The sequence below is a fragment of the Pedobacter steynii genome, from assembly GCF_900103665.1.
In the GTDB taxonomy this organism is placed as follows: domain Bacteria; phylum Bacteroidota; class Bacteroidia; order Sphingobacteriales; family Sphingobacteriaceae; genus Pedobacter; species Pedobacter steynii.
Window position 1 is genome coordinate 851010 of sequence record NZ_FNGY01000002.1, and the last position, 22235, is coordinate 873244.

At 44.6% G+C, this 22235-nt stretch carries 14 protein-coding genes; 13 read left to right on the top strand and 1 reads right to left on the bottom strand.

Going from position 1 to position 22235, the window contains the following annotated elements:
- Positions 1 to 5: 5 nt before the first annotated feature.
- The 13 genes from BLQ87_RS07630 to rhuM all read left to right on the top strand — a co-directional run bounded on the left by BLQ87_RS07630 (position 6) and on the right by rhuM (position 20596).
- The gene (locus BLQ87_RS07630) at positions 6 to 767 is read left to right on the top strand and encodes a hypothetical protein (RefSeq protein ID WP_074605515.1); all 762 of its coding nucleotides are present in this window, start codon (positions 6 to 8) and stop codon (positions 765 to 767) included.
- Positions 764 to 3217, top strand: coding sequence for a glycoside hydrolase family 2 TIM barrel-domain containing protein (locus BLQ87_RS07635; protein ID WP_074605516.1), 2454 nt, complete (start codon positions 764 to 766; stop codon positions 3215 to 3217). The genes BLQ87_RS07630 and BLQ87_RS07635 overlap by 4 nt, the downstream gene beginning before the upstream one ends.
- A 9-nt stretch (positions 3218 to 3226) precedes the next feature.
- A complete protein-coding gene (locus BLQ87_RS07640; RefSeq protein ID WP_074605517.1) occupies positions 3227 to 5797 on the top strand; it encodes a glycoside hydrolase family 95 protein in 2571 nt (856 codons plus the stop codon).
- 5 nt (positions 5798 to 5802) lie between these two features.
- Positions 5803 to 7947 (top strand): glycoside hydrolase family 31 protein, encoded by a 2145-nt coding sequence (locus tag BLQ87_RS07645; protein WP_074605518.1) that lies wholly within the window; start codon positions 5803 to 5805, stop codon positions 7945 to 7947.
- Between the two features lie 4 nt (positions 7948 to 7951).
- Positions 7952 to 9115: an alginate lyase family protein gene (locus BLQ87_RS07650; protein WP_074605519.1), complete on the top strand. Its 1164-nt coding sequence runs from the start codon at positions 7952 to 7954 to the stop codon at positions 9113 to 9115.
- 30 nt (positions 9116 to 9145) lie between these two features.
- Positions 9146 to 11026 (top strand): alpha-L-fucosidase, encoded by a 1881-nt coding sequence (locus BLQ87_RS07655; RefSeq protein ID WP_083361748.1) that lies wholly within the window; start codon positions 9146 to 9148, stop codon positions 11024 to 11026.
- Positions 11027 to 11066: 40 nt separating this feature from the next.
- Positions 11067 to 12251 (top strand): glycoside hydrolase family 88 protein, encoded by a 1185-nt coding sequence (locus BLQ87_RS07660; protein ID WP_074605520.1) that lies wholly within the window; start codon positions 11067 to 11069, stop codon positions 12249 to 12251.
- A gap of 59 nt (positions 12252 to 12310) precedes the next feature.
- A complete protein-coding gene (locus BLQ87_RS07665) occupies positions 12311 to 13093 on the top strand; it encodes a heparin lyase I family protein (RefSeq protein WP_074605521.1) in 783 nt (260 codons plus the stop codon).
- Positions 13094 to 13203: 110 nt separating this feature from the next.
- Entirely contained in the window at positions 13204 to 14640 is a 1437-nt protein-coding gene (locus tag BLQ87_RS07670) for an alpha-L-fucosidase (protein WP_074605522.1), read from the top strand.
- 7 nt (positions 14641 to 14647) lie between these two features.
- Positions 14648 to 15976, top strand: coding sequence for a polysaccharide lyase 6 family protein (locus tag BLQ87_RS07675; protein ID WP_074605523.1), 1329 nt, complete (start codon positions 14648 to 14650; stop codon positions 15974 to 15976).
- A 95-nt stretch (positions 15977 to 16071) separates the two neighbouring features.
- Positions 16072 to 17607, top strand: a complete 1536-nt coding sequence (locus BLQ87_RS07680; protein WP_245723811.1) for a DUF4955 domain-containing protein — start codon at positions 16072 to 16074, stop codon at positions 17605 to 17607.
- 11 nt (positions 17608 to 17618) lie between these two features.
- Positions 17619 to 19043, top strand: a complete 1425-nt coding sequence (locus BLQ87_RS07685) for a GDSL-type esterase/lipase family protein (protein WP_074605524.1) — start codon at positions 17619 to 17621, stop codon at positions 19041 to 19043.
- Between the two features lie 554 nt (positions 19044 to 19597).
- A complete protein-coding gene (gene rhuM, locus BLQ87_RS07690; protein WP_074605525.1) occupies positions 19598 to 20596 on the top strand; it encodes a RhuM family protein in 999 nt (332 codons plus the stop codon).
- Between the two features lie 31 nt (positions 20597 to 20627).
- On the opposite strand, the gene BLQ87_RS07695 is transcribed toward rhuM, so the two are convergent.
- On the bottom strand, positions 20628 to 22154 hold the full coding sequence (locus tag BLQ87_RS07695; RefSeq protein ID WP_143010368.1) for a hypothetical protein: 1527 nt from the start codon (positions 22152 to 22154) through the stop codon (positions 20628 to 20630).
- Positions 22155 to 22235: the final 81 nt, after the last annotated feature.

Sequence of the window (22235 nt, forward strand, 5' to 3'; positions counted from 1 at the left end):
GCATTATGAATACGATCAGATTAATATTGAAAAGGTATGCCTTTTTATTGTTGCTGCCATTGTCGGGATGTACATTATTCGATATGGAGTTGCAAAAGAAATACGATTACGAACATAAAACGCTGGACCCGAATATCAATATCACCGCCAGGCAGTTTTTAGAAACACGCTCTTATGAATCCGCGACCAACACGAAGGATACGGTCTTCAAATGGATGAGAAAGGGGCTTGACTATGCAGGAATCGATCTTGCTGCTTATGAAAAACAAGGGATGACCTTCATTTTTCTGCACAATGATGCGGTTAGGGTATATGATTCAAAAACCAAAAAAACATCTGCGGGTCTATGGGTAGACTTTCCTATTGTCACAGGTCCGATAAATCCGGTAACAGGAGTACTTCCCACCCGTATCGCCGAAAAATGGGAAGATTATCCTAAAGAAGATGTCAAAAATCTCTTTTTGTACCTGATGATCCAGGGAACCTACAACTTTAATAACATTCCGCTGAGCAATATGGTGGTGCAAACGATGTTGCCTCCCGGAAGTATCGCCAGCAGAAAATCTCTTCTCGGCTTTTTTAATGGCGGGACAGGATTTGATCAGGAAGGGAAAATGGAACTGAGGATCGTGAACAATGATGATCTGGCCCCGATCATGATCAACGACAAAACTAAAAACAGGTCCGGTGGTTACATCGCTACCAATGCCATCGTTCATGTTTATGGAACCACTATCTATCCTTACAGATTACCGAAACCTCTATGAGAAAACTAATTTTAGCCCTTTTTTGCACGATCCTCTTTAATAATTTACGAGCACAACAAACCCAACGTTTAACGCAAAACTGGGAATATCTGAAAGGTGATCTGGGTGGTATTTATGAAGCCATCAGACCTGTGAAAGCAGGGAATCCGGAAAGTGTACCGCTATGGGGAAACGTCAGTCTGCCGCATTGTTTCAATGCGACAGATGCCGTAGACCCGGATCTGAACTATTACCAGGGACCAGGGTGGTATCGCAGCCAGTTAACGGTCAGTAACCCCTATAAAAATGGCCGGACATTCCTTCATTTTGAGGGCTCCGGACAGAAAACACAGGTCTATATCTATGATATTAAGGTAGCAGAGCATATAGGAGGTTACGATGAATGGACCGCAGATATTACGGCAGCTGTCGAGGCTTTCCGTAAAAATCCTTTGTTTCAAAAGCAGTTTAAAGGAAAAATCCCTGTAGAAATCCGTTGTGACAATTCCAGAGATCTGGAAATGATCCCTTCAGACCTTTCTGATTTTAACATTTATGGTGGTTTATACCGTTACTTAAACTTAGTTTATGCACCACAGGTGTCCGCAGAAAAGGTCTTTGCTACTGCAAGTGTAGATGCCAAAGGAGCCCTCGGACAGTTGAAAATCGGAACAAGGTTATGGAATCCTGACGGAATAGATACCGTATTGGTTAAGATTGAAGTTAAAGACCCTCATGGGAAATTAGTAAACAGCTGGAAGAAAGAACTAAAAGCATTTTATGGAACGAAAGACCTTTGGGAAACGACGATAAAGAATCCCAAATTATGGTCAACGGAAAATCCGAACCTCTATACCATTGAAACAAGCATCATTGCAAATGGAGAAACAGCGGTTCACAAAGAGCAGGTAGGCTTCAGAAACTTTGAGTTCGTTAAAAAAGGACCTTTTATGCTCAATGGCAAAAGGCTCCTGTTGAGGGGAACACATCGCCATGAAGACCATGCGGGAGTAGCGGCAGCGATGACCGAAGATCAAATCCGCGAGGAAATGGTATTGATGAAAAATATGGGCGTCAACTTTATCCGCCTCGGTCATTATCAGCAGTCCAGAATTGTACTGGAGCTTTGCGATAGCCTGGGCATACTGGTCTGGGAAGAAATTCCTTGGTGCAGGGGTGGCCTAGGTGGTGATTCTTATAAAAATCAGGCACGTACCATGCTGACGAATATGGTGGAGCAGCATTATAACCATCCTTCCATCATCATCTGGGGAATGGGAAATGAAAACGACTGGCCCGGAGATTTCAGTGAATTTGACCAGCATAAGATCAGGGAGTTCATGAAAGAACTGAATGACCTTTCTCATCGCCTGGACCCATCCAGAAAAACAGCGATCAGAAGATGTGATTTCTGTAAAGATATCGTAGATGTTTATTCTCCTTCCATCTGGGCAGGATGGTACCGTGGAATTTATACGGAGTATAAAGAGGTTTCCAAAGCGGAATTTGATAGGGTAGATCATTTTCTCCATGTAGAATGGGGTGGTGATAGCCATGCGGGCCGGCATTCCGAAAACCCGGACAATGCTTTAAGCCAGGTGAAAACAGGCAAAGGAGCAGATGAAAGGGCAGGAGATGCTTCCCTGTTTGGAGGAAGTGCCAGAGTGTCCAAAGATGGCGACTGGAGTGAAAGTTATATGGTTAACCTGATCGACTGGCATTTAAAAGAGCAGGAAACGATGCCCTGGTTAACCGGAGCGGCATACTGGCCTTTTAAAGACTTTTCTACACCTGTACGCCCGGACAACCCGGTTCCGTACATGAACCAGAAAGGGGTCATTGAACGTGATTTTACAAAAAAAGAAGCGTATTACGTATTCCAGTCGTACTGGACAAGCGAACCAATGGTTCACATCTATGGGCATTCATGGCCGGTAAGGTGGGGCAATGCGGATGAGCAGAAAATGATAAAAGTATATGCCAACCTGGATGAAATAGAGCTTTTCCTGAATGGCAAAAGCCTGGGTAAAAAGAAACGTGACTCACAGGACTTCCCTGCAGCGGGTTTGAGGTGGATGGTCACCTTCAATGAAGGCAAAAATACGATCAAAGCGATAGGTAAGAAAGATAGTAAAGTATTTACCGACGAAATTACCCAGGAATACCAGACGGCAAAATGGGATAAACCAGCAAAAATGATCCTGGAGAAGGTCTCCGAAAAGGATGGTATTGCAGTTATCCGTGTAAAAATCCTGGACAAGAACAATGTCTTATGTCTGGATGCACAGAACTACATCAGCTTCGGCCTGACCGGTGATGGTAAACTGATCGATGATCAGGGAACTGCCCGCGGTTCGAGCAAGGTGCAGGTAGGGAATGGCCGCGCAGAGATCAGCATCAAACTAAATAATGGAAAGAGCGTGGCAAGCGTAAAAGCCGATGGCCTGCCCTCCACATTTATTGAACTTTAACGATTTGAAATGAAATTTACCCAGTTTTTGTTATTAGGAGCCGTATTCATCAGTGTAAATGCCGATGCGCAAAACAATGGTCCCCTCAGGCTATGGTATGACCGCCCTGCGAAAGTATGGGAGGAAGCCCTGCCGTTGGGGAATGGGAAAACAGGAGCAATGGTTTATGGCTGCGTTGGCAGGGAACGGATTGCTTTAAATGACAATACCCTATGGTCTGGTTTTCCTGATCCGGGGAACAATACAAACGGACCCAAAGTCCTTCCGGAAGTTAGAAAAGCAATTGAAGAAGGTAAATATGACGAAGCAGCTGTACTCTGGAAGAAAATGCAGGGACCATATTCGGCGAGATACCTTCCCCTGGGAGAACTGTTCTTTCAGTTTAACCATACAGACAGTATTCCCGAAAGCTATCAAAGGGATTTAAACCTTCACAATGCAATCTCCAGCCTGAGCTACACCTTAAAAGGAGTCTCTTATAAAAGAGAGGTCTTTACGAGTTTTCCGGGCAAAGCATTGGTGGTGAGGATTACGGCAAACAAACCCGGCGCTATTAGTTTCCATACCGGATTAATCAGTAAGCTTCGTTTTCAAACCAAGAGCTCAGGAAACAACGAGCTGATCCTGAAAGGAAAGGCACCAAAGTTTGTCGCCAACAGGGATTATGAACCGAAACAGGTGGATTATGATGAGCAGGAGGGGATGACCTTTGAAATCCGTTTAAGAATCAAAAACGAAGGAGGATCTTTACAGGGTAAAGGAGATCAGTTATACGTAAAAAATGCCAATGCGGTAACGGTCTATCTTACCGAAGCAACGAGTTTCAATGGTTTTGACAAATCTCCTGGATTGCAGGGTAAAAATCCGGCTATAGAAACGCTGGCGAATATGAACGGGCTGTTTTCTAAAAGTTTTGAAAGCCTAAAATCCGAACACATCAGCGATTATCAGCAATTGTTTAACCGGGTTAAATTTGAACTCAATCCCAATCCCCTTGCCGAAAAGCAAACGACAGACCAACGCCTGAAACAATATGCGAAAACTAAAAATGATCAGGGATTACAAGCTTTATATTATCAGTTTGGCCGGTATTTAATGATCGCCGCTTCCCGTCCGGGATCCAGGCCTTCCAACCTTCAGGGGATCTGGAATGACCTGGTGCAACCACCATGGGGAAGCAATTATACCACCAATATCAATACCGAAATGAATTATTGGCTGGCCGAAAATGCCAACCTTTCCGAATGTCACCAACCGCTGTTCGATTTTATGAAAGAGCTGGCGGTAAACGGTGCAAAAACAGCAAAAGTAAATTACAACATTGATAAAGGATGGGTAGCACACCACAATTCAGACCTTTGGGCCAAAACTTCTCCCCCCGGAGGTTACGACTGGGACCCTAAAGGAATGCCAAGATGGTCGGCATGGCCGATGAGTGGTGCCTGGTTCAGTACCCATTTGTTTGAACATTATCAGTTTACAGGAGATAAAGCCTTCTTAAAACAAACGGCTTATCCGCTCATGAAAGGGGCAGCCGAATTTATGTTGCAATGGTTAATCAAGGATAAGCAGACTGGTTACCTGGTAACCAGTCCTTCCACTTCGCCGGAAAATACCGTTAAAATTCAGGGCAAAGAATACCAGCTTTCCAAAGCTTCAACGATGGACATGTCGATCCTCAGACAATTGTTTACGGATTTGATCCGTACCACTGAGGCTTTAAATATAGATGGCGCATTCAGAACAGAACTGACTGCCGCACGTGAAAAACTATACCCTTTTCATATCGGCCAGTATGGTCAGGTACAGGAATGGTTCCAGGACTGGGATGATCCAAAAGATACACACCGCCATATTTCCCATCTGTTCAGCTTGTTTCCCGGCAACCAGATTTCCGTTTTCGGAACTCCGGAGCTGGCCAGCGCTGCGAGGCAAAGCCTGATTTTCAGAGGAGATGTGAGCACGGGATGGTCTATGGCCTGGAAAATCAACTGGTGGGCGAGGTTACAGGATGGCAATCATGCCTACAAAATCCTGGAAGATGCTTTTACTTATATCGATCCGACCTTAACGAAAGCACAAATGAGCGGTGGTGGAACCTATCCGAACTTGTTTGATGCGCATCCGCCATTCCAGATTGACGGTAATTTTGGCGCTACGGCGGGAATCACCGAAATGCTGCTGCAAAGTCAGGATGGCATGATCAGCTTATTGCCCGCATTACCGGAAGCTTGGCAGCAAGGCCACATTCAGGGCATCAAAGCCAGGGGGAATTTTACGGTAAACATGAGCTGGAAAAAGGGAGCGCTCGTTTCTGCAGGGATAAAATCAGAAATAGGAGGGAATTGCAGGTTGAGCACTTTGCAGCCTGTTAAAGTGCTTGATTCCAAAGGGAAAGTACTTGTTGCAAGCGGAAATGAAGCTAAAGGAGAAAACAGCAACCTGCTTACCCAGAAAGCCTACCTGCCACCTTATCAGAACAATTCAAAAGTACGCCTGGAAAAACTGGACATCGGACATGGATACCTGCTCGATTTCAAAACGGAAAAAGGAAAAATATATCAAATCATAGCCCTGTAAAGCTCATGTATAGAAGAATATTAATTTGTACTGCATTTTTATTGACGGGCCTGTTCGTACAGGCGCAGGAGATTAAATGGGAACAGGTAGCCCCGGGAATCTGGAAAGGAAGCGTAGGCAAACCGGAAAGTTATAACCTACTGACGGCTTCAGGTGCAAATCCGGCAATGGATGGATTAAAACGCCTTGGTGATGCCGGTTTTCCTCTGGTTAAAGAAGAGATTGTGGCGAAACTCAATGATGGGAAAACCTATCTCCGTTTCCCTTTGAGCAAAAAGGAACAGCTTTATGGCTTCGGTCTTAACTTTCAAACGGTTCACCAAAGAGGCAAAATCCTTGAACTGCATGTAGACCATTATGGTGGTAAAGACAATGGGCGGACCCATGCACCAACCCCTTTTTATGTGTCTTCTGATGGCTATGGCATATTCATTAACTCTGCGCGTTACCTGAAAGTTTATGCCGGTTCTGCCGTAAGAAGGGACAGTAAAGCCGCGCCGGAAGCGAAAGACCGCAATACGGATAAAACCTGGTCTTCCCGCCCTTATTCGGATGCGGTAGAAATCCTTGTCCCTGCAGAAGGGGTAGAGTTTTACGTTTTTGCAGGTCCTAAGCCTTTGGATGCGGTAAGCCGGTACAACCTGTTTAATGGTGGTGGCCCACTGCCTCCACGCTGGGGATTGGGCTTCACGCAAAGGGTGAAAACCCTTTATACTTCTGCTGAAGTAGAAAATGAAGCCAAAGCATTCGCGGACAAAGGTTTTCCACTGGACTATATCGGTCTGGAGCCAGGCTGGCAAAGTAAAGCCTATCCCTGTACTTTTGAATGGGATAAAGGTCGTTATCCGGACCCTGCAGGTTTTGTTAAAAGCATGCTGAACAAGGGTATCAGGCTAAATTTATGGACCAATCCATACGTTTCTCCTGCCGCATCGATCTATAAAGACCTGAAACCTTATACTGCCGACCATACCGTATGGCTGGGCGCTGTGGCAGACCTGACGATGCCGGAGGCGAGAAATATCCTGTTCGGGCAACTTAAAAAAGACCAGGTAGACCTGGGGGTGAGCGGCTATAAATTTGATGAGGTGGATGGTTATGACCATTATTTATGGCCGGATGTGACGACTTTTCCTTCGGGAAAAAGCGCGGAACAACTGCGTCAGACCTATGGCCTGCTCATTCAACGCTATAGCGCGGAGCTCTTTCATCAGCGAAATCAACGTACTTATGGCCTTGTTCGCGCCTCCAACGGAGGAGGAACCGCTTTGCCTTATGTGATTTATAACGATTACTACAACCACGAAGATTTTATTACCGCGCTGATCAACAGCAGTTTTTCCGGTGTACTCTGGACTCCGGAAGCCAGGGCTTCAAAAACGGGAGAAGAGTGGTTGCGCAGGATGCAATCGGTGGTGTTCTCGCCAATGGCGATGATCAATGCCTGGTCCAGCGGAACAAAACCATGGTCTTATCCTGAAGTAGAACAACAGGTAAAAGATATGGCGCTCTTGCGGATGCAAATGATGCCTTACTGGTATAGTGAGTTTGCCAAATACCATTTTCAGGGCATTCCGCCATTCCGGGCGATGAACCTCGAAGAGGGATTCCTGTCGGAAGTGCAAAAGGAGCTGAAAAGTACAAATCTGGAAGATAATCCATATGTAGAGGCGGTGAATAAGGAAGTTAAAGATCAATATATGGCTGGAGCATACCTCCTGGTCGCCCCCATGTTTGCCGGTAAAACCAGCAGAACGGTGATCCTGCCAAGGGGAAAATGGTTCGATTTCTATACCGGAAAATTTGCCGGTGATGGGGAAGTGATTACCGTTAGCCCCGGACTGGACAGGATTCCTGTATATGTGAAAGACGGCGGGATCATCCCTATGGGACCTGCATTAATGCATGCCCCAAAGCCTACCGATAAAATTAACCTGGAGATCAGGTATTATGGAAGTAAACCGGGTAAATACCTGCTTTATGATGATGACGGGGAGAGTTTTAACTATGAAAAAGGAGATTTCAGTTTCAGGGAAATCAACATTGCCAAAGGAGCTGATGGCAGGTTAAAGAGCTCAGTTTCTAAAGCAGAAAAAGGAAAGCCAAACACCCTTGATCAAATCGTTTTTAAAGCAATGACCAGCAATTAACAGCATGAAAAGATTCATCATCATATGTCTTACGCTGCTTCAGGTAGGCCTGAGCGGGAATGTTTTTTCCCAAAGCCTGCAAAAGGAAGTCGTATTGACTTTAAGAAAAATGGTACTCGCACAGGCGGAATGGGCGATGCAGCAGGAACCCGTAACGGTAACTGCGGCAAGTTCTCCGAGAAGTGCCGGAGGAATCCATGATTTTTATTCGGAAGGAGACTACTGGTGGCCGGATCCTGCAAACCCTACAGGGCCTTATATCCAGCGCGACGGAATGACGAACCCGGACAATTTTGTGGCCCACAGACTGGCGATGATCCGCTTTAGTAAAATCATTGGTGCCCTCGCTTCGGCCTATAAAATTACCGGAGATAAAAAATACGTCAGAAAGGCCATGGTTCATTTGCAGGCCTGGTTTATCACTGAAGGAACAAGGATGAACCCGAGCTTAACCTTTGCGCAGGCCATCCAGGGAAGATTTACCGGAAGAGGGATCGGCATTATCGATACCATCCAGCTGCTGGAAGTTTCGCAAGGTGTCCTGGTGATGGAAAAAGCATTGAGCGGGGAAGTCCTTTCCGGAACAAAGCAATGGTTTGGGGATTACCTGAACTGGCTGATGAGCCATCCTTATGGTAAAGATGAAATGAATGCCCAGAACAACCATGGCACCTGTTTTACCATGCAGGTCGCTGCTTTTGCAAAGCTAACTGGCAATGAAAAATTGATGGCTTTTTGCAGAGACAGGTATAAAACGGTGCTTTTACCCAATCAAATGGCCCTCGATGGCAGCTTTCCAAGAGAACTGAGTCGCACGAAACCTTATGGCTATTCCATCTTTAATTTAGACGCGATGACGACCCTGTGTCAGCTTCTTTCTACTCCCACAGATGACCTTTGGAAATATGAAACGGCAGATGGTAAATCCATTCAGAAAGGGATTGCCTACCTGTATCCATTTATAAAAGACAAAAGCAAATGGCCTTTGAAACCGGATGTGATGCATTGGGAAAACTGGCCGGTGGCCCAACCCTTTTTACTTCTGGGGGCCTCAGAATTTAAACAGAAAGACTGGCTACAGACCTGGCAGAAGCTGGATCATGACCCTCAGGTGGAGGAAGTGATTCGCAATCTGCCGGTTAGAAACCCGCTGATCTGGATCAACTAATTTAAAATATATCAACATCAAAACACAGATATGAAGCTCAGGATGAACTGTAAGTCGGCCTTTTTATTTTGCTCCCTTTCTTTGATTGCAGGTGCCGGATACGCTCAGGTGGCAGGTGATGAGGATAAAGAAATGTTCAATCAGGCAAAGTTGCGTGATGAAAGCGCGATAAATACCGCCAAAAACGGATGGTGGGCTGATTCCATGAAAAACCATGAAGAGCGGATGCAATGGTGGAGGGAGGCTAAGTTTGGCATGTTTGTACACTGGGGGCTGTATTCCAAACCCGAAGGGGAATGGAAAGGCAAGGTCGTAAACGGCTATGCAGAACACCTGATGAGAAAGGAAAAGATCAGCAGGGCGGCCTACCTCGAGCTTGCTCATGAGTTTAATCCCTTGAAATTTAACGCAGAAGAATGGATGCTGAATGCAAAAAAAGCAGGGATGCATTATTTTATCGTTACGGCGAAACACCATGATGGTTTTGCGTTGTTTGATTCCGGTGTATCTGATTTTGACATTATAGACCAGACGCCCTTTAAGCGTGATGTGATGGCGGAGCTCGCCACTGCGGCAAAGAAACACGGAATGAAGTTCGGCTTTTATTATTCCCATGCTTTTGACTGGGAGCATCCCGATGCGCCTGGAAACGACTGGGAGTATAAAAATCCCGGAGGAGATCAATTGATTGGCGGTGCAAACTGGTTCGATAACCATCCGGAATGGTTGCCTAAAGCAGTAAAATATGTAGACCAGAAGGCCATTCCACAGATTAAGGAGCTGATCAGTAAATACCATCCGGACATCCTTTGGTTTGATACGCCACATAAATTACCACTTTCCGAGAACCTGCGGATCCTTCAGGCCATCCGGGAAACAGATCCGAATATTGTAGTCAACGGACGTCTGGCAAGAAGTGCCTCGGGAAATTTTGGTGATTATCAGAATACAGGAGACCGCCCCGCGGAGCTTCGGACGGTAGACGGAGATTGGGAAGCAATTCCGACGACAAACGAATCTTATGGTTATTCGAAACATGACAACAGTCATAAGCCAGCTAAATTCTTTATCCGTTTGCTGGCCAATGCCGCTTCCCGCGGAGGCAATATTTTATTGAACATTGGCCCGAAAGGGGATGGCAGTTTCGATCAGAAGGACAGCCGGATCCTGGACAGCATAGGGACCTGGCTGCAGCAGAATGCTGCTGCCGTGTTCGGCACTCAGCGCTCTACCTTACCCATCCCCGGATGGGGGGTAGCGACGCAGAAAGACCAGACCGTTTATCTGCATGTCTTTGACTGGCCAAAAGACGGGAAATTGCTTTTTGGCGGATTGAAAACTGAGATCAGGTCTGCTTATCTGCTTGCAGATGATGCTAAAAAGAAACTCAATGTAAAGCGTTTGAGCAGTTCGGATGTTCGCATTGATGTTCCGGAATTGTCGCCCGATGGTTCGGATGCGGTGGTCGTATTGGAGCTGAATGCACCTGTGAAAGCCGAAGGACCCCGCCTTCTGTCCAGCCAGAATACCAATAAGCTATTGTCTTTTGATGCCCTGCTTCATGGCAAAGCTTTCGGCTTTGGGGATGGAAAAACCGACCGCTATTTTGTAGATGGATGGAAAGCTGCAACACAGTTTCTCTCCTGGGATTTTAAAACTTTATCTGCCTCGAAATATAAGGTGCTGGTCAAATATCTATCCCCGGCGGGAGCCGGAGGTACTTACCTTATTGAGGCTGGTGATTTCAAAAAAACACTTCCGGTGTTGCCGCTTAAAGCCGGGGTTCAGACCCAGGAGGCAGGCATCATCAGTTTAAAAAAAGGAGAAACACAACTTAAAATCAGCCCTGTTCAGATTTCCGGAACCGAACTGATGAAACTATTGGAAATTCAACTGATCCCTGTTCATTAAAGCACTGAGGTCAACCTTATAAAGTTTAAGCACATAAAAAATGAAAAGATACTTCTTTACCGTATTAGCCCTCTCATTATTACAGACAAGCACTTTCGCGCAAAAAGTAAACGTTAAAAAGGCTTTTGATAAAGCCGCCCTGCAAACTAAGGTGATGCTGCTGGAGGTTGATAAAGCCAAACACAGCTCCGGAAAAGCCGGATTGGTTTCTCCGAGGACAATAGAACATGGCAAACTGAAACTGGTGGCTTCGAAGGATTGGACGAGTGGCTTTTTTCCAGGGGTATTGTGGTTTCTCTATGAATATACGCAACAACAAAACTGGAAGCAGGAGGCAGAAAAGTTCTCCGCTGAGATTGAAAAGGAAAAGTTGAACGGAACAACCCATGATATGGGCTTTAAGGTTTATTGCAGCATTGGGACAGGTTTCCGGCTGACCAATGATCCGCATTATAAGGAGGTCATTCTTCAGTCTGCAAAGACACTGGTTACCCGTTTTAACCCAAAAACAGGGGTCATCCGTTCCTGGGATCATAGTCGCGAGAAATGGATAAACCCGGTGATTATAGACAACATGATGAACCTGGAATTGCTTTTTGAGGCGACAAGGTTAAGCGGTGATTCTTCTTTTCATAAGATTGCAGTGAGCCATGCAAATACGACAATGAAGAATCATTTCCGTCCGGATTACAGCTCTTACCATGTCATTGACTATGATCCTGCGACGGGAGAAGTATTGAAAAAGAACACCCATCAGGGCTATAGCCATGAGTCGGCATGGTCAAGAGGACAAGGCTGGGCGCTTTACGGATATACTTTATGTTACCGTTACACGAAAGATCCGGTGTACCTGAAACAGGCAGAAAACATTGCTGCTTTTATCCTGAACCATCCGAATATGCCGAAAGACCTGATTCCATACTGGGACTTTAATGCACCAAATATTCCCAATGAACCAAGGGATGTATCGGCAGGGGCCGTGATTGCTTCGGCACTTTATGAATTGAGTGATTACAGTACTCAAAAGAAAAATTACAGAGAGAAAGCAGCGGTCATGATGCAAAGTATGGCCAATACCTATACCGCGAGGGTAGGGGAGAACAAAGGATTTATCCTGACCAGCAGTACAGGTTCAAAGCCTTCAGATACAGAGGTTAATGAGCCGCTATCTTATGCGGATTATTATTATCTGGAAGCATTGCTTAGAGCAGATAAGCTGAAATAAGGCAAGCCTTTTTACAACCAATAAGAATCAACCAAATATTAATTATATACCTAAAAATTATGAAAACAAACCAAGTAATGATTGCTGTATTGATGAGTGGAGGCCTATTGTTGTCGAGTTGTAAAAAGGAAAAAGCACCGGATGCGGCCTTAGCGGCTTCCAAAGCATTGGCCAGTGCCTCTGGTGATGTCGGGATCATGTCTGTCCTCTTTAACGGAGATGCGAGCAATGGCTCAGCAAACGTCTGGAAAGCCATTAACATTGAAGGAACAGGGACCGTAACTACCGTAAATGATGAAACAGGAACCCTGACCTGGAAATTTTTAAAACCTTCGGGAAGTCACAGGACCGAAGGACATGGCGCTAAAAACTATGAAGCCCAGGATGGAGATGAGATCTATATTGGCTGGACGAGCAAGATTTACATGCCAACGACCTTAAAGACAGATGCGTTGTTTCAATGGAAATCTTACCCAACCGCAGGTTCGCTTCAAAACCACCCGCTCATGGTTCGTACAAAAAACGGAAACCTGGAACTTCAGCATTTCGACGACAACCATGTGGCAACCGTTCCATGGTCTACCGCACTTTCGACGAGTACCTGGCTGAAATTCGTGATCCGCATGAAGGTTTCCAGAGATCCTGCAGTAGGATTCATCGAATTCTGGTACAATGGCGTGAAACAAACGCTTTCCAATGGAAGTCAGCGTTTATATTGCAGAACTTTAGATGTGGACTACTGCGATCCTAAATGGGGCGTATACGGTGGGGATTCCTCACAGGTAACCCATTTCGTGAAAAAGATCAGAATCGGTACTACTTATGCCGACGCAGCTCAGTAAGCGAATGAAAAAAAGTTAAAATTGCTGAACCATAAGCCAATTGAATAGAGCGCCCTTAAACAAATAGCTATTAAATTAGAAGAATATAACCAAATTATCAAGAACCATATATGCGTAAAATATCACTATCCCTGCTTCTGGCATTTTCTTTCTTTATTCAATTGGCCAATGGTCAGCAATCCATCTCTAAAGATGAGCGCATGGCCTGGTGGCGTGAAGCAAAATTCGGGATGTTCATCCATTGGGGCGTCTATGCACAGTTTGCAGGAGTCTACCGTGGAGAAGAACAACGAAGAGGAGGGGCCGAATGGATCATGAACAGGTCCAAAATCCCCGTTGCTGAATATCAGGAAATGGCAAAAAGCTTTAACCCAACAAAGTATGATGCCGATGCATGGGTGAAAATGGCCAAAGATGCAGGGATGAAATACCTGGTGATTACCGCAAAACACCATGATGGATTTGCCTTATTTAATTCTAAAGCGAGTAAATGGGACATTACCGATGCTACTCCTTATGGTAAAGATTTGTTAAAACCCCTGGCAATAGCCTGTAAGAAATACGGGCTAAAGCTGGGGTTTTATTACTCTCAGGCACAGGACTGGAACAATCCAGGTGGTGCCGCAGCGAGAAAAGTGATGAGTGAAGGCTGGGCAAACCCGGATTCTGTAAAGGTTGATGCGTATACTTTGGCCAATAAAGGCCATTGGGACCCTGCACAGCAGACGAAGACTTTTGACCAGTACATTGATGAAGTTGCTGTTCCGCAGGTTAAAGAACTGATGACCAATTATGGCGATATCGCCGTGCTTTGGTGGGATACCCCAACAAATATGACCGACGAAGCGGCTTTAAAGCTTCAGGATGCCTTAAAAACACAACCCTATATCATTACCAATGACCGTTTAAAAAGGCCGAATTTCCCTGGAGATACCAAAACTCCGGAGCAGAAAATCCCGAATCAGGCGGAACTGGATGGCAAAGACTGGGAAACCTGTATGACCATGAACGGAACCTGGGGATTCAGAACCTCAGATCATAAATGGAAATCGAGTGAAACACTGATCCGAAATCTGGCAGATATTGCGGCTAAAGGAGGGAATTACCTGTTAAATGTCGGCCCTAAGCCTGATGGAACCTTCCCTGAGGAAAGTGTGAAAAGGCTGAGCGATATCGGAAAATGGATGAAAGTGAACAGCGAATCCATCTATGGAACGAAAGCAAGCCCATTGTCGCCATTAGACTGGGGACGTTGTACGAAGAAAGAAACTAAAAAGGGAACAACACTCTATTTTTCTGTGTTTAACTGGCCTTCAAATGGTCAGCTGCTGATTCCCGGTGTCAAAAATAAAGTGATTTCTGCAAGGTTACTGGCAGGAAATGGAAAAGTAGCTGCCGAAACAAAAGGATTTGACCTGTTATTGACTTTACCTGCTCAGGCCCCTGATGCGGTAGCGAGTGTCATTAAGGTAGAATTTGAAGGAAGCATTGCCAATCAGCATGGCGACCAGCCAAAGAAAGAAATGAAAACAGGGGCATTAGATTAGACTGATCATGAGAAAAGCAATATTTTTTAGCTTGCTATGCTTACTTGGCACTGGCTTAAGCGCAACCGCAAAAGATTATCCGGTGAGTTCTGCAAAAGAACTTTCTGCGCTTAATTTAAAACCCGGCGACCGGGTATTGATGAAGGAAGGCGAATGGAAGGATCAGCAGCTGAAATTTAAAGCCAACGGCATGAAAGGTCGGCCTATAGTTTTAATGTCCGCAAATCCAGGGAAAACGACCTTAAACGGGAACTCTACATTGGATATCGATGGTTCATGGTTGCTGGTCGATGGACTTTCTTTTATCAAGGGTTCTTTAGACTCCGGAGAGGTGGTTAATTTCTCGGAGAAGTCTTTCTCCTGCAGGCTAACCAATACCAACATTACAGATTATAACAATGCCGACGATAAAGCCGACTATACCTGGGTTTCCCTCAGGGGAAGCCATAACCGTGTTGACCATTGCCTGTTCCAGGGGAAAAGTCATCAGGGCGTAACCATGGTGGTCTGGCTTTCGGAAAAACCGAATTACCACCAGATCGACCATAACTATTTCGGCCCGCGTCCGGAACTGGGAAGGAACGGAGGAGAGACGATCAGGATCGGAACGAGTACCTGGTCTTTCCATGATTCCTTTACCATCGTGGAGCAAAATATCTTTGAACATTGTAATGGAGAAATCGAAGCGGTATCCGTTAAATCGGGAAGAAATATCATTCGCAATAACCTCTTTTATGAGTGCAAAGCGACCCTTACTTTAAGGCATGGAAACCACTCGGAAGTTACCGGGAATTACTTCATCGGAAACGGGAAACCAGGCACCGGCGGTGTCCGGATTATCGGGGAAGATCACCGTGTGCATGACAACTATTTTCAGGACCTGACGGGGACGGGAAACAGTGCTGCGATCTCGGTGATGGCAGGCTTGCCGAACCCCATTCTGGTGAGTCACTGGCAGGTGAAAAATGCGGTAATTACTGACAACCTGGTTGTCAATTGTAAGGAGCCTTTTGCCATTGCTGCGGGCTATAGAAAGGACCGGTATCTGCCTGCTTTGAATACTTATTTTGCGAAGAATATCATCGTCGCCAATAGCGACCCTTTGAAGTGGTACGATGAAAAAGTCGTGGTGAAATTTGAAGACAATCTGATCTTCAGTACTTCCTTTTCCGGTGAGAAGGGTAGGGGATTTGAACTCAGAAATGAGCAGTTGAAAAAGAGTGCTGATGGTCTTTTTTTAAGACCAGGACAGGCTGATTTTAAGCCTTTCTGGAAATCAGAGCAGGTTGGGCCGATTTCATTTTTATATCTAAATAAAAAGATTATCATAAATTAGATTTTACACTGAGGATTAGGTATTTATATTTTCAATAAAACAGCGTATTACCAGAGGTTATGACCGTAATAACCCAAATATCTCTTATAAAACACATGAATAAAGCAATTTTTGCCTTTCCTTTTTTGCTGATGACATTGCCGCTGAAAGCACAAAAGATAGCGCCCCTTTGGGTTGATTTTGTGAAGGCCAGACAGACTGGGGGAACTCCGGTCCTCCCCGATTTTTCTTATGCCGGTTACCACTGGTCAGAAAGAAGTCTGCCTGCTCTGGAAGGTAAAAAGATCTTCAAAGTAGACGATTATGGAGGAGTCCCGAATGATGAAAAATATGATGACGAAGCTATTCAGAAAACGGTGGATGCAGCAGCAGTAAATCCTGACGGGGGTATTGTTTTTTTCTCCCCTGGAAAGTACCTCATAGCCCCCGATGGAGATGCAAAAAAGCAGATCCGGATTTCCAAAAGCGGGATCGTTTTAAAGGGCAGTGGAAGTGCTGCCGGAGGGACGGAAATCTACCAGGAAAACATGCGGATCAACGGGCGTCAGTTTCTTTTCAAACCTTCCGGAGAAGGGCAGAAAAAGTTAACTACAATTGTCGAAGATGCGGGGAGAGAAAGCTTCGCTGTAAAGGTTAAAGACGGGGCTCAGCTTAGGGTCGGACAGGATGTGGTGATCCGTCATAAAAGTGAAGAATTTACAAGAGCATATTTTGCTCCCCTGGACCTGAAACCGCAATGGTCAAGACTGTTTGGAACAGATGGAGGAATGCAGATATATGAGATTCATACCATTGAAAAAATTGAGGGTAATAAAGTCACTTTTAAGAACCCGCTGCACCTGGATATTAAAATGGTTAGCTCTGCCAGCTGGACGCTGGAAAGTTATGTTTCCATCTCGGAATGTGGCATTGAAGACCTTTTGTTCAGCAGCAACTGGAAAAATTATCCGGAAGAATTTATTCATCATAAGAACGAAATCCATGATTATGCTTACGAGGCTGTTGGAATGGAATACCTGAAGAACAGCTGGATCAGGAATTGTGAGTTTCATGACCTGAATGAAGGTGTTTTTATCCGTTCAGGATACCAGATCACCATAGAAAACACCCATTTCAGGGGAAAGAAAGGCCATGCTTCCATCCATGCCCGAACGGGCTATGGCGTGCTGGTTAAAAATTGTTCCTTCAATGGCGCGCAACACCATGGCGCCGGAACGGGATACAGTGCGGTTGGGACGGTGATTACGCAGTGTTCTTTAGGAACAGATCAGAACTTCGATATCCATTCGGGACAGCCCTATGCGACGCTATACGATGACATTGATGGCGGAGTTTTTTATAATCTCGGTGGTCCGGAGCCCGGACATCCGCACCATGGTAAGCAATTGGTGCTCTGGAATTTTCATCATAAATCTGCCAAAGATCAGCACTATAATTTCTGGGATAGGAGCCGAAGAAGGAACTATACCATTGCTGCTCCGATATTGGAAGGTTTTACTTCCGATAGATTGGTTACCTTTGAAAATGCCGGGATAAATGAGTTGCAGGGAACACCCGTTCTTCCGCGTTCTTTATTCGACGCACAGCTTCAGCTGAGGCTAAAAGGAACTGATATCGTAAAGACCAGATAAAATATATGCGAATGAAAATCTTGTTTAAGTGTTGCTTAATGTTGGCTTTATGGCTCTCTTCGAGCCAGATTTATGCGCAATCGAAATTTCGGATTGTCTGTGTTGGAAACAGCATCACCTACGGTTCAGGATTAAAAGACCGCTTAAGCGAATCATACCCTGCGAGGTTACAGGCTTTGCTGGGCAGCAAATATGAGGTGTTGAACTTTGGCGTAAGCGGAGCAACGATGCTGAAAAAAGGGAATAAGCCTTATTGGAATACACCTGAATATCAGCAGGTCATGAACGCTGCTCCTGACCTGGTTTTCATCAAACTGGGTACCAATGACAGTAAGCAGATCAATCGTGCGGAGATGCCCGGTTTTGAAGCGGATTATAAAGAAATGATCCAGGCTTTTAAAGGATTAAGCACGAAGCCAAGGGTGGTTTTGTTACTTCCGATCAAGGCCTTTTCGGATGAGAAATTTGGTATTTCTGGAACTTATCTCAAAGCCAGCATGATTCCTGTGATTCAGAAAATCGCCTATGATGAGCAGCTGGAAATATTAGACCTCTATTCCTTGTTTGCGGATAAAGAAGCTTTGCTGGCCGATAAAATCCACCCCAATGCAACTGGTGATAATTTCATTGCGCTTCGTCTGGAAGCTTTCCTGAAACAGCAGACAAAACCGCTGAAATCACTTGCCGCCAAACTGAAAACGCCGGTACAAGTAGATTCTTTTTATGGCTATGAAAGCCTGAAATTCTCCTTTCAGGGGCATGAAGCCAGAATTGTTCAACCTAAAAAAGTAGCCAAAGGGATGCCCTGGATCTGGAGGGCAAGGTTTTGGGGGCATGAACCACAAACGGACATCGCATTGTTAGAAAGAGGTTTTTATTTGGTATATTGTGATGTAGCAGAGTTATTTGGCAATGCCGAATCCATTCGCATCTGGAACGATTTTTATGCTTCCCTGCAAAAGATGGGCTTCGCAAAGAAAGCTGTTCTTGAAGGAATGAGCAGGGGCGGTGTGTATGTCTATAACTGGGCTGCTGCCAATCCTGAAAAAGTAGCTTGTGTATATGCCGATAATCCGGTGCTGGACCTTAAAAGCTGGCCTGGAGGAAAAGGCCAGGGGCCTGGAAGTAAAGAAAGCTGGGCAACCTTCCTGAAAGATTATGGTTATCAGACGGAAACGGATGCGATGACCTTTAAAGGCAGTCCAATCGATCAGATTGAAGCCATTGTAAAAGGAAAATATCCTATGCTGCATGTTTGCGGCGATATAGATGAGGTGGTTCCGATGTCGGAAAACAGCCTTCCCTTCGCGGAAAAGATCAAACTTGCCGGAGGGAATATTCAGATCATTCATAAACCGGAAGGGAAACACCATCCCCACAGTTTACCGAATCCACAGCCAATTGTCGACTTTATCCTAAAAGCGACAGGCCATTAAAATCAGTATGGTTTAAGTTTAAGTTAACCTCGGTTAGGGGTAGGTTAGGGTCTGGTAATTACTGAATCCAGGGCTACTCCATATCAGGTCCACAGTGAGTCCGGCTTTTACCGGAAAAACGTGGACTCACCGTGGACTCACTGTAGACTTACCGTGGACTCAGTACGAACGAATATCGACCGCAATCCGGAGGAACCCCCAGGATATCAGGTTTGATTTACTTTACAAAATAGAGCTTTATGGAACGGATCTCGGAAATTTTTGAGTTAAATGGAATTGGTGTGTAAAGATAATTATTTAATTTAAATTGGTGTTTTTTCCGGTTGTTTTATAGGGTTAGTTTTTTATTCAGCTATTTATAGGAGGGAGGAAGCGTATAAAACAGGAAGCTGTTGCTTTAATTGATGTTTTTTATCTAAAATAGAAATATTTGTTCTTTTAAGTTGTGATGTTTGTTTTTTATGCATTATGTTTGAGGATCGTAAACTTAGACAGTCAGCTGCGATAAAACAAGATTAATACTGGATAGAATGTAGTAATAAAAGGGGAATAGCATGAACGAAAATAAAGGACAGATTTTAATATATAAAACTCCGATAGGGACTACTGAAATTGAAGTAAATCTTTATAATGAGAGTGTTTGGTTATCATTAAATCAAATATCAGCTTTATTTCAAAGAGATAAGTCCGTGATAGCTAAACACATTAAGAATGTTTTCATAGAAGGCGAATTAACCGAAAGTTCAACTGTGGCAAAAAATGCCACAGTTCAAATAGAAGGGGGACGAAGGGTAAGTAGAGAGATCGATTTTTACAACCTGGATATGATTATATCTGTAGGATATCGAGTTAATTCAATTCAAGGTACTCATTTTAGGATATGGGCAACCAGACAGCTAAGAGAGTTCATGATCAAAGGCTTTTTGATTGACGATGAGAAATTAAAGGGTACGAAGTCAAATTATTTTGATGAATTATATGACCGTGTTAAATCGATCAGGATATCTGAAAAGAACTTTTGGCAAAAAATCAAAGATATATTCGCTTTTGGCAGTATAGATTTTGAGTCTGATTCAGAAATAGCGAAAACGTTCTTTGCTACCGTGCAGAATATGTTTCATTATGCCATACATGAGCATACTGCGCAAGAATTGATAAAGGAACGTGCGGATGGTCATAAAGAAAATATGGGCTTAAATGCCTGGTCTGGCAATGAAATAACTAAAGACGACACGACCATAGCCAAGAATTACCTTACTGAACTGGAATTAAAGCGTCTTAACTTGTTGTCTGATCAGTTCCTGTCATTTGCTGAATTACAAAGTGTAGAGAAAAGAGCCATGTATATGTCTACATGGGTCGCAAAACTGATCGAGTTTCTAAAATTAAACGAAAAGCCTATTTTACAGGATGCTGGCAAAGTAAGTAAAAGTATAGGGGAGCAAATCGCTTTATCGGAATTTCAGAAGTTTGAAGAAATCAGGAAAGAAGAAAGACAGAAGTTGAAAAAATTCTTAGATAAAAATGCTGTTGATATAGTGCCGGAAGCTTAGAACTACCCGGCACTGGTTTGAAAATTACATTTTATTTCTTCAATTCCCTCGCTCTTAGCTGTGCCTGGAACAGGGAGACTGGTTGCAGGCCTTTTTGACCCTGACCTTCCCATTCTCCATCAGGTTTATCTTTTAATCGCCCTGCGAGCTTTTTACCTTGCAATCCGATCGCATAGTTTTTTCCTGATACCCAGGGGTTTTGAATGGCTGCAGATTTCACCTTGCAGTTCCAGATTACCTGTGTCACACCAGCCCAGCCATGCCCGCTTCCCCAGTTTCCGCGATCCTGAACGTTGATTTCTCCATCAGTATCGATGTTGTCGTATAGTGTTCCGCTGGCCCAGCGGTGATGAGGGCCGATATCGGCATGGGTATTTCTTGATTTACAGTTGTAAAACACATTTGGTCCGCAGGTCTTTGCCCCGGTCACATAATCGTGTCTGCCTTCTGTCGTTTCCAGGTCCATGAACAGGTTTTGCTGTCCGTTATTATTGAAAGAATACCTTTTTCCGCCTGTAATCACAGATTTTGCATCCAGACACTTCGAGTCTTTTACGGTGATATTTTTGGCTCCTCCATCCAGACTGACACAGGCATAACCAAAAAAACGGGAAGTTACTCCCGTCACCCATCCGTTTTCAATATGGTCAAAGTCTACCGCAATCCAGCCATGGTCTTCGTCTGTATCACTGGCATATTCGGATTCAAAAAGCATGTTTTCTATCCCTACTTCCTGGATTCTGCCTTTGTATTCGTATTTAAAGATGTTCCCACTGCCATATTGCTGATCCATGGCCATGACTACCGGATTGTCTATGAAAACGGTATTGCCTTGGATTTTGACGATTTCCCGTTCATAGCTGAGGTTGTAATCTGCTCCTGTCCATTGTTTTGTCCCTTCTCTGGCTTCAATCTGGTCCATTTTAAGGTCATGAATCCAGTTGTCCGTTCCCGGCCTGAAAAGAATGATCTTATCGCCGGATTTTAAGCCCTTGGTATTGCTGATTTTGAAAGATTTAGCGCCTGTTGGTACGTATTTGTCGGTAATCTGAACCCTGGTGCCCGGAATTTCTGTAATTTTTCCTTTGCCCCTGATTTTAAGCAGGGAGCGGAGCCCTTTTCCGGAAGCAATGAGCCTGGTTCCTTCGGTGCCGGTTCCTGCGCCTCTTAAAACGATGCCGCCGGCTTCAATGTTCAGGGTTCCGGCAATGGCGTAAGTACCTTTTGTCAATAAAATTGCTCCTCTATGTCCATTTGCATCAGCAGGAAGGGCAGAAAGCTCATCTATGGCCTTCTGAATCATGTTTCCTGCATCTCCGTTTACCGGATTTAAGGTCTTAACGACGGCTAATTCCGGAATCTCCTTTAACCCATGGTGATAGCCTACCGCACTAAAATCCGGAATGGTATTGCCTTTTTCATCAGGGTGATAGGTAATGCTGCCATTTTTATTGACGTTGAGGAATCTGGAAGTCCAGGCTCCGTTGTCGTTGATAAAAGAAAAGAGCAGAGCGCTGAGCGAAAGGATCAGCAGGGAGAAAATGGATTGATGTTTCATCAGAAATCGGATATTATCAGTTGTAAATGCAATACCGCGATAATATCCGACTTTCTTGTCGCTCAAATGAGCAGATTAATA